The sequence below is a fragment of the Dehalococcoidales bacterium genome (genome assembly GCA_035529395.1).
GTDB lineage: Bacteria > Chloroflexota > Dehalococcoidia > Dehalococcoidales > Fen-1064 > DUES01.
In genome coordinates, this window is record DATKWT010000185.1 from 1 (window position 1) to 7,332 (window position 7,332).

The window sequence follows — 7,332 nt, forward strand, 5'->3', positions numbered from 1 at the left end:
GGCCGGTGACCTCTCGCTGCCTGACTAGGACCTAATGCCACAAATTCGCGCAACATTCAGATTGCTTCGGTGTCTCTTCGCTTTGCTCAGAGCCCCGGCTCGCAATGACATGTGAACAGGGTGAGACCCTTCGCTATGCTAAGGGTCTCACCCTGCCGAACATACCAGACAACTGAGTGCTAGTGTAGTGTCTTACAAATGCCTTGACAACGCAGGCTGCCATTGCCAGACAAGCAAAGCCGTATCACCGTATGCGAGACGACGCGCCAGTTGTCATCCTGAGCGAAGCGAATGGATCTCGTGGTGGTGGGTAATGGGTTCTCCTTCCCCACCCCGGATTCTTCTTCGTCCTTCGGGTTATTGAGATGACGGACTCCTCCAGAATGACAACGTGGATTGTAATGCCATATACGAGATACTACACTAGATACTAGGGACCTTCACTAACCCCGATGCTGTCCATTTCCGCTTCTAAATCCCGCCTGATACGCTCTGCATCGGTGGAAAGTATCTCCCATTCCCTGGTGAGAGTGTCTATCGACTCCCTTAACTGGCGGTGCTTCTCAATGGAACGGACTACCCGGTCACTTTTCTGGTACTGTCCCTGGTCAGCGAACCGGCCTTCGATATCCTTCAGTTCAGCCTCGAGGCGCGAAAGTTCACCTTCAATCTCGGTAAGGCGTTTCTTCACCGGAGCGCTCTTTCGGTAGTACCGGTTCCTCAGTTCACCCTCCTCCTGCTTGTGCAGGCGCGTCTGCTTACGCAAACGAAGTCTGTCCCCGGTGTTCTCCCCTGCCCTGTTAGCAGGTATCGCCTCCCGAACGGATGCCTCATGCCTTCTTTCCCCGGACTCACGCCCGTAGAGATAGCTATCGTAGTCGCCCGGGAACACCCGAAGCCGGCCATTCCGTATCTCGATTATCTTGTTGGCAATCTGGCTGATGAGGGTACGGTCGTGCGTGATGAAGCACAGAGTACCACGGTAGGCTTCCAGGGCATCGGTCAGTATCTCGCGTGAGGGGATATCCAGATGGTTGGTCGGCTCGTCCATGAGAAGGAAATTAGCCGGCCGAACGAGCATTTTCGCCAGGGAGATACGGGCTTTCTCGCCGCCAGAGAGGACGGATATCCTCTTAAAAACATCGTCTCCACTGAAAAGGAAGGCACCGGCAATTCCCCGCAAAATCTGCTCCGTTTCATCATTGGCAACACGGCGCAGTTCCTCGAGTACGGTGTTATTCGGGTCAAGAAGCTCAAGCTGGTGCTGGGCATAGTATCCTCCGGTCACCTTATGACCAAGCCCGCGCTCACCCCGCTCGAAGGGGAGTACCCCGGCAAGAATCCTGAGCAGGGTTGTCTTGCCGGCGCCATTAGGCCCCACCAGGGCTACCCGGTCACCCCGGTAGAGGGACAGATTGAGTTCCTCGTAGACAACATTCGAATCATAGGCTTTCCGGACATTGGTCAGCGTAACGACTTCCTGACCGCTCCGAACCGGTGAAGGAAAGGTGAACCGCACTTTCTTTGTCGACCTCGGCACCACCACCCTCTCCATCTTCTCCAGGCGTTTTATACGGCTCTGTACCTGGCTGGCCTTGGTGTTCTTAGCACGGAACCGCTCTATAAAGCGCGTCTCATGCTTTATCCTCTGCTCCTGTTTTCTCGCCGCAGCCTGCTTCGTCTCCAGGTTTCTCTGGTTGGCATACACGTAGCTGTCATAGTTGCCACTGTGCAGAACGACCTCTTCCGGTTCAAAGGCCAGTACTTTCCCTACCACGCGGTTAAGGAAGGCGCGGTCGTGCGAAGTGACCAGCACCGCTCCCTGGTACCTAGCCAGGTAGCTCTCGAACCAGATACAGGACTCCAGGTCGAGGTGGTTAGTCGGCTCATCCAGCAGCAGCAGGTCAGGCCCGACCATGAGGAGCCTGGCAAGACGGGACCGCATCAGCCAGCCACCGCTGAACTCGCTCAGGGGCCGCTCGAAGTCCGATTCGGCGAAACCAAGCCCGCCGAGGATAATCTTCGCCTCATGCTCGGCATCGTAGCCACCGGCTACCTCGTAGCTGTGCTGGAGACTGCCAAGCTCTTCCAGGAGTGCAGGCGTGTTCTCCGAGTCCGGCTCTTCGGCCAGCGTTTCCTGCAGTACCTCAATCCTGTGAGCGAGCCCCGTTATCCGCGTTGAGGCGCTGGCAACATCCGCCAGCAGTTGACCTTCGGGTGACTGCGCAATGTCCTGCTCCAGATAGCCGATGGTCATACCCCGGTGCATGGTCACACTGCCCGCATCCGGCCGGATATTACCCACAATAATCTCGAAGAGGGTGGTTTTCCCGCAGCCGTTCGGCCCGATAACGGCCACCCGGTCTCTGGCACCCACGGTGAAACTGACGGTACTGAACAGGGTCCGGTCCGCATATGCCTTATCTACATTTGTTACAGTCAACATTGTCAATCACGCACCACAGATAATTATACCGTCGCCGGAGTCCAAAAGGAAACATGAAGAGAGACTGCTCCGAAGAAAAAGCGCCGTGATGGGTCTAGCGGTCAATCACGGCAATCACCGGCAGGTGGTCGGAAGCGGTGGTCACAGGTACGAAGACTTCGCTCACCTGTAAGTCTGCGGATACCCATACGTAGTCAATCCGCTGGTAGGGGTCAACCGAGTTGAAGGTGTCTGCCGGTGAAGGGTCCACCGTTCCCGCAGCATCGATAAGCCCCGACTGCCGCAATGTCTCCATCTCCGGTGCGGCCGACTCGGCATTGAAGTCGCCAAGTACAACGGTATTACTGGTGCCATTGAGGAACTGCACGAGGCTGGCCGACTGGACCTGCCGTACCTCCGAATCTTCCTCAAGGTGATGGTAGTGGGTGGCAATTATGCGTAGCCGGTTTCCATCCCCGAGGTCTATCATCGCGGATGTGAACCCGCGCAGTATGAAGAGGTCACGCGGCGGTAACTCGTGACTCTCGTGCTCAATGATGGGATACCGACTCAGTATCGCGTTGCCCCAGAGCGGGTCGGCGGTGGGACCGGATACATAGGGCATGCCCAGCCGCTGCGAGAGCCAGGTCAGCATATCGACCCGGCCACTGATTACCCAGCCCCGGGAGACCTCCTGGAGAGCTACGATATCGGGACGACTTTCTTCAATGACCATGGCCATGGCTTCCATGCCGAGATAGCCGGTGGGACTGAAACCGTTGTGCAGATTATAGGTCATCACCCTGACAGGAAATCCATTCCCGGATACCGGGGCAGGTTCCTCCCAGGCAATAGCGCCGGTCAGGGATGGCACAAGCAGGACAACAGCCAGCACTGGAAGCAGCCATAACCGCTGGCTAACGCCGATTCTATCACGCAAGCCGGCTATGGACAGTAATACGCAGAGCGTCATCAGAGATGCAGACACAATTTCAAGAATGGTATTGCTGTAAGGCAGGTTCATCTGATAGACGACGTAGTAGACCAGCAGAAGCACCACCAGCAGTATCATACCCACGCCATTGCCTGCCACCAGTCGTCCAAAACCTGAAGGGCCTCTACGACTGTCAGCGGCAACCGCAAGCGCCACCAGAAGTAATGCGCTGGATATCTGTCCTCCGAATACCGTCAGGGCTGCGAGCCAACCAGGCTCGGGGTACGGGAAAAGGCAAATAACAATAAGCACACTCCCACTGATAAGCGCAATCGGCCACAGTGTACGGCGCTGCCGACCCAGCAGCCAGACTGCCGCAGCCAGGGCAACCAGATTTCCGAAGACCACCCAGCCTGCAGCCAGGGGTAGTCGCCACCCGGTTACCGCCGCCAGGCGGGCAACATTCTGGAGCACCACAAGCTGCAGGAAGAAGAACGGACCAATGAACAGCCAGGCAGTAGTGCTCAGTCTCGGGACCACAGATTGACCACTCACAGCGTCACGTGTTGCCGCCCCGCCAGCCAGGAACAACCACTGGAACACCACCAGCAGAGCAGTCACCAGCAGCGCCGCCCAGGACATCTGCCAGACAGGGTCATAGGTCAGAAACGCACTGTGGAGTGCGGTGTCCAGGGCCAGCCCGAGCAGGAGGCCAAGAACAAAGTGACCGGCAACCGAGCCGTTACGACGTCGCGACTCATCCAGGCCGATTGGCAGGTACATCACGAACAACGCCGTCCCGACCATCGCCAGGATGAGGTTGAAGAATGGCTCACCCCACCATACCTGCATCAGCAGACGGAGCAGCCCCAGGCCACCGGCAGTGACCACTATCGCGCGACTGCTCCCCAGTAACCGGCGCAGTCCTCCAGCCAGTAAGGCCGTCAGAAAAACGGCAAGAGCCGCTATCCCAAGGTAGACGGCACCGAGGCCAAAGCGGTCGCCCAGTGTCCACGTCAGTCCGGGAATGAGTACTCGCAGCACCTGAAGCCCGAACATCACGGTTAGAGCCGGCAGGCCTACCTCTGAAATGACGGGCCGCCCCGCGAGCGCCCCTATGGAGTGCAGGACTGCCGTTCCTGACATGGCATTATTCTCAGGCATCTTCTCTCCCTGGAATACGTATGGAATCCCTCACAGGTGAGAGCCTTCACAAGTGAAAGCCTTCACAAGTGAAAGCCTTCACAAGTGAAGGGGGGTGTTTTGTCCTCGCAGACAGTCACTGCTGTACAGAATTGACCCTGCCGCAGTGTGGACATCGCACGCTGGTTGTGCGCAGCTTGGGCGGTACTCTCAGCCTGGTACCGCAGTCACAGTCTACGGTGCGGTACTTTTTCATTTGCCACATCAGGTCGGATACCTCGCGAGTGCGTTCCACTTTGTCAGGCTCGCGCTCTACCGGCGTGGTATCTTTTACCGCTCCCCTGATGCCAACAGTACCGGCACTGGCAAGCGTTGCACCACCAAGGATATTCTTACCGCCCTTGTGAACGGAACTATATGCATTGTTATAGTCGGTCAATGAGGCACCACCGCCCATGGAACGCAGTATACGTACCCTTTCCGAAATGGGCGGGTGAGTGCTGGTCAGGTCAGCTGCGGCCCTGCCCTTGGCACGGAACGGGTTGATAATGTACATCGGCGCCGTAGCCTTGTTGGCTGCCTGCACCGGCACCGTGGAAGCACCCAGTTTCTCCAGTGCCGAAGCCAGTCCCTCGGGGTATCTGGTGAAGACCGCCGAAGATGCATCGGCCATGTACTCCCTCTTGCGGGAAATGGCAAAGTAGATAAGCTGGGCAATGATAGGTGCCAGTATTGCCAGTACCAGCGCGACAACCATGATTATCATCTGCGCCTGACCACCCCCGGCGCCGGACCGGGAGCTCCTCCGTCCGCCATACATCCCGCCGAAGAGCATCATCCGCGAGCCGAAAAAGGCCAGGATAACAATCGTACCCAGGAGAATCCCACAGAGAGTCATCAGGAGGACATCACGGTTCCTGATGTGGGCTATCTCGTGGCCGATTACGCCCTGAAGCTCGTCACGGTTCAGCTTCTGAAGGAGTCCGGCCGTAACCGCCACGGATGCTTTTTTGGCGTCCCGTCCGGTGGCGAAGGCGTTCATCGACGGGTCGTCGATGATATAGACATCGGGCATCTTCTCAAGCCCGGAGGCAATCTGCATTTCCTCGACGATATTATAGAGACGCGGATGGTCTTCACGCTTTATCTTCTTCGCCCGGGACAGCGTCAGCATGATGTTGTCGCCCTGGAACCAGGCCACCAGGTTCATTATCGCCAGGAGCGCCAGGGCAATCACCAGTCCGCCGATGGCGTTACCGAGGAAGGCCTCGCCCAGTAAATAGCCAATCCCCAGCAGCAGCGCCGCCATTGCGCCGACCAGTATCACCGACCGGATTCGATTTGACCGGATCTGTTCCCACATCATGTCTGGCTATCTCTCTCGCTAGGTGAAACTGACCCTGGGTGCTTCCCTCTCCGCAGGGGCTTCTACCTCGAAGAACTCCTCTTCTTTGAACCGGAACATACCGGCGACCAGGTTGGAGGGAAACATCTGAATCTTGTTGTTGAGGCCGAGAACCGAATCGTTGAAGTACTGGCGCGAGAAGCTGATTTTGTTCTCCGTCGACGTCAACTCTTCCTGGAGCGCCAGGAAGTTCTGATTCGCCTTGAGGTCAGGATAGTTCTCCACCACGGCCAGTAACCGGCCCAGGGCACCGCTGAGCTGCTGCTCGGCCTGGGACTGCTGGCCGACGCCCTGGCCGACCGCCTGTTGCGCCAGGTTACGCGCATTGGTTACGGACTCAAGCGTCTCCCGCTCGTGCTTCATGTAACCCCTGACCGTTTCCACCAGGTTCGGGATGAGGTCGTGCCTTCTCTTGAGCTGGACATCGATTTGTGCCCAGGCATTCTTCATCTGGTTGCGTAGTCGCACCAGACCGTTGTAGATGCCTACGAGAGCAAACACAAGGACAACTACTATTCCCAGAACAATATAGAGGGCAATCATAAGAACACCTCCGCGATAATCTCTTGTTTTCCTGACATTATCTGTAAGTAAAATACCGGTCTTTAAAGCCGGGCCCAATCATTCTTGAATCTTGAACACTTCGCCCAGAAATGTGATGACACGCTCCTGGGAGTCCTCTTCTCCGGGTTGCTGCGCAGCCAGATGGGTCACCACCTGACCAACCTCCCCGCTGTCGAACCACAGCCCGTCCCCATCGGGGCAGGCATCTATCATTATCACCGGTTCGTGACCGAGGGCCACCTTCTTCATCTTCTTGTGGCAAATAGGACACCGGCGCTTTTTCTCTGCCGACTCCACCTCCCCGGTTAGATGAAGGGCCTCAAGGCCGGTGGATTTCAGTTGCATCTTCTCCAGCAGAAGCTCTATCTCTCCGGCATCGAACCAGACTCCGGAACAGTCCATGCAGTAGTCAAGCTCAATCTTCTCATGCTCGACGACTATCATCGGCTTGCCACATGCAGCACAGTCCATTTCCGCAATCTCCAGAAGGCGTTCCACTAAGTGTAGATAAATGACCGGCAGGTGTCAAGGAGAAGTACTCGTCCGGTACATTAGTGACACTCCAGTATAGCCGATGCTGGTTGCCACCGGAGGTTACCAGTGCGGTCAGCTATGATACTGGCTGCCTCCTCATATGGTCATGCCTCATCCCACCTTGCCTCTTATCCTCTGGAGAAGAAAACTTCCCATCTCTGCAAAGATTATGGTTTCACTAGCTGGCATCGTAATATTATTGACAAGGATACTGCGACCATGCTATTCTAGATATTGTTGAGTAGATTGGTCAACAATAATAAAGTTGGAGCTATGAAGCTTACTACCAGAGGACAATACGCCACCAGAGCTCTCCTCGACCTTGCT

5 protein-coding genes are annotated in these 7,332 nt (G+C 56.5%); all 5 read right to left on the minus strand.

From position 1 onward, the window contains the following. Positions 1 to 430 precede the first annotated feature (430 nt). The gene (locus VMW13_11285; GenBank protein HUV45395.1) at positions 431 to 2,446 is read right to left on the minus strand and encodes an ABC-F family ATP-binding cassette domain-containing protein; all 2,016 of its coding nucleotides are present in this window, start codon (positions 2,444 to 2,446) and stop codon (positions 431 to 433) included. Positions 2,447 to 2,540: 94 nt separating this feature from the next. Beyond that, positions 2,541 to 4,523, minus strand: coding sequence for an endonuclease/exonuclease/phosphatase family protein (locus VMW13_11290; protein ID HUV45396.1), 1,983 nt, complete (start codon positions 4,521 to 4,523; stop codon positions 2,541 to 2,543). A 115-nt stretch (positions 4,524 to 4,638) separates the two neighbouring features. Next, positions 4,639 to 5,868 (minus strand): M48 family metallopeptidase, encoded by a 1,230-nt coding sequence (locus VMW13_11295; GenBank protein HUV45397.1) that lies wholly within the window; start codon positions 5,866 to 5,868, stop codon positions 4,639 to 4,641. A gap of 18 nt (positions 5,869 to 5,886) precedes the next feature. Beyond that, positions 5,887 to 6,450, minus strand: coding sequence for a LemA family protein (locus tag VMW13_11300; protein ID HUV45398.1), 564 nt, complete (start codon positions 6,448 to 6,450; stop codon positions 5,887 to 5,889). A 78-nt stretch (positions 6,451 to 6,528) separates the two neighbouring features. After that, positions 6,529 to 6,942, minus strand: coding sequence for a zf-TFIIB domain-containing protein (locus VMW13_11305; GenBank protein ID HUV45399.1), 414 nt, complete (start codon positions 6,940 to 6,942; stop codon positions 6,529 to 6,531). Between the last annotated feature and the right edge of the window lie 390 nt (positions 6,943 to 7,332).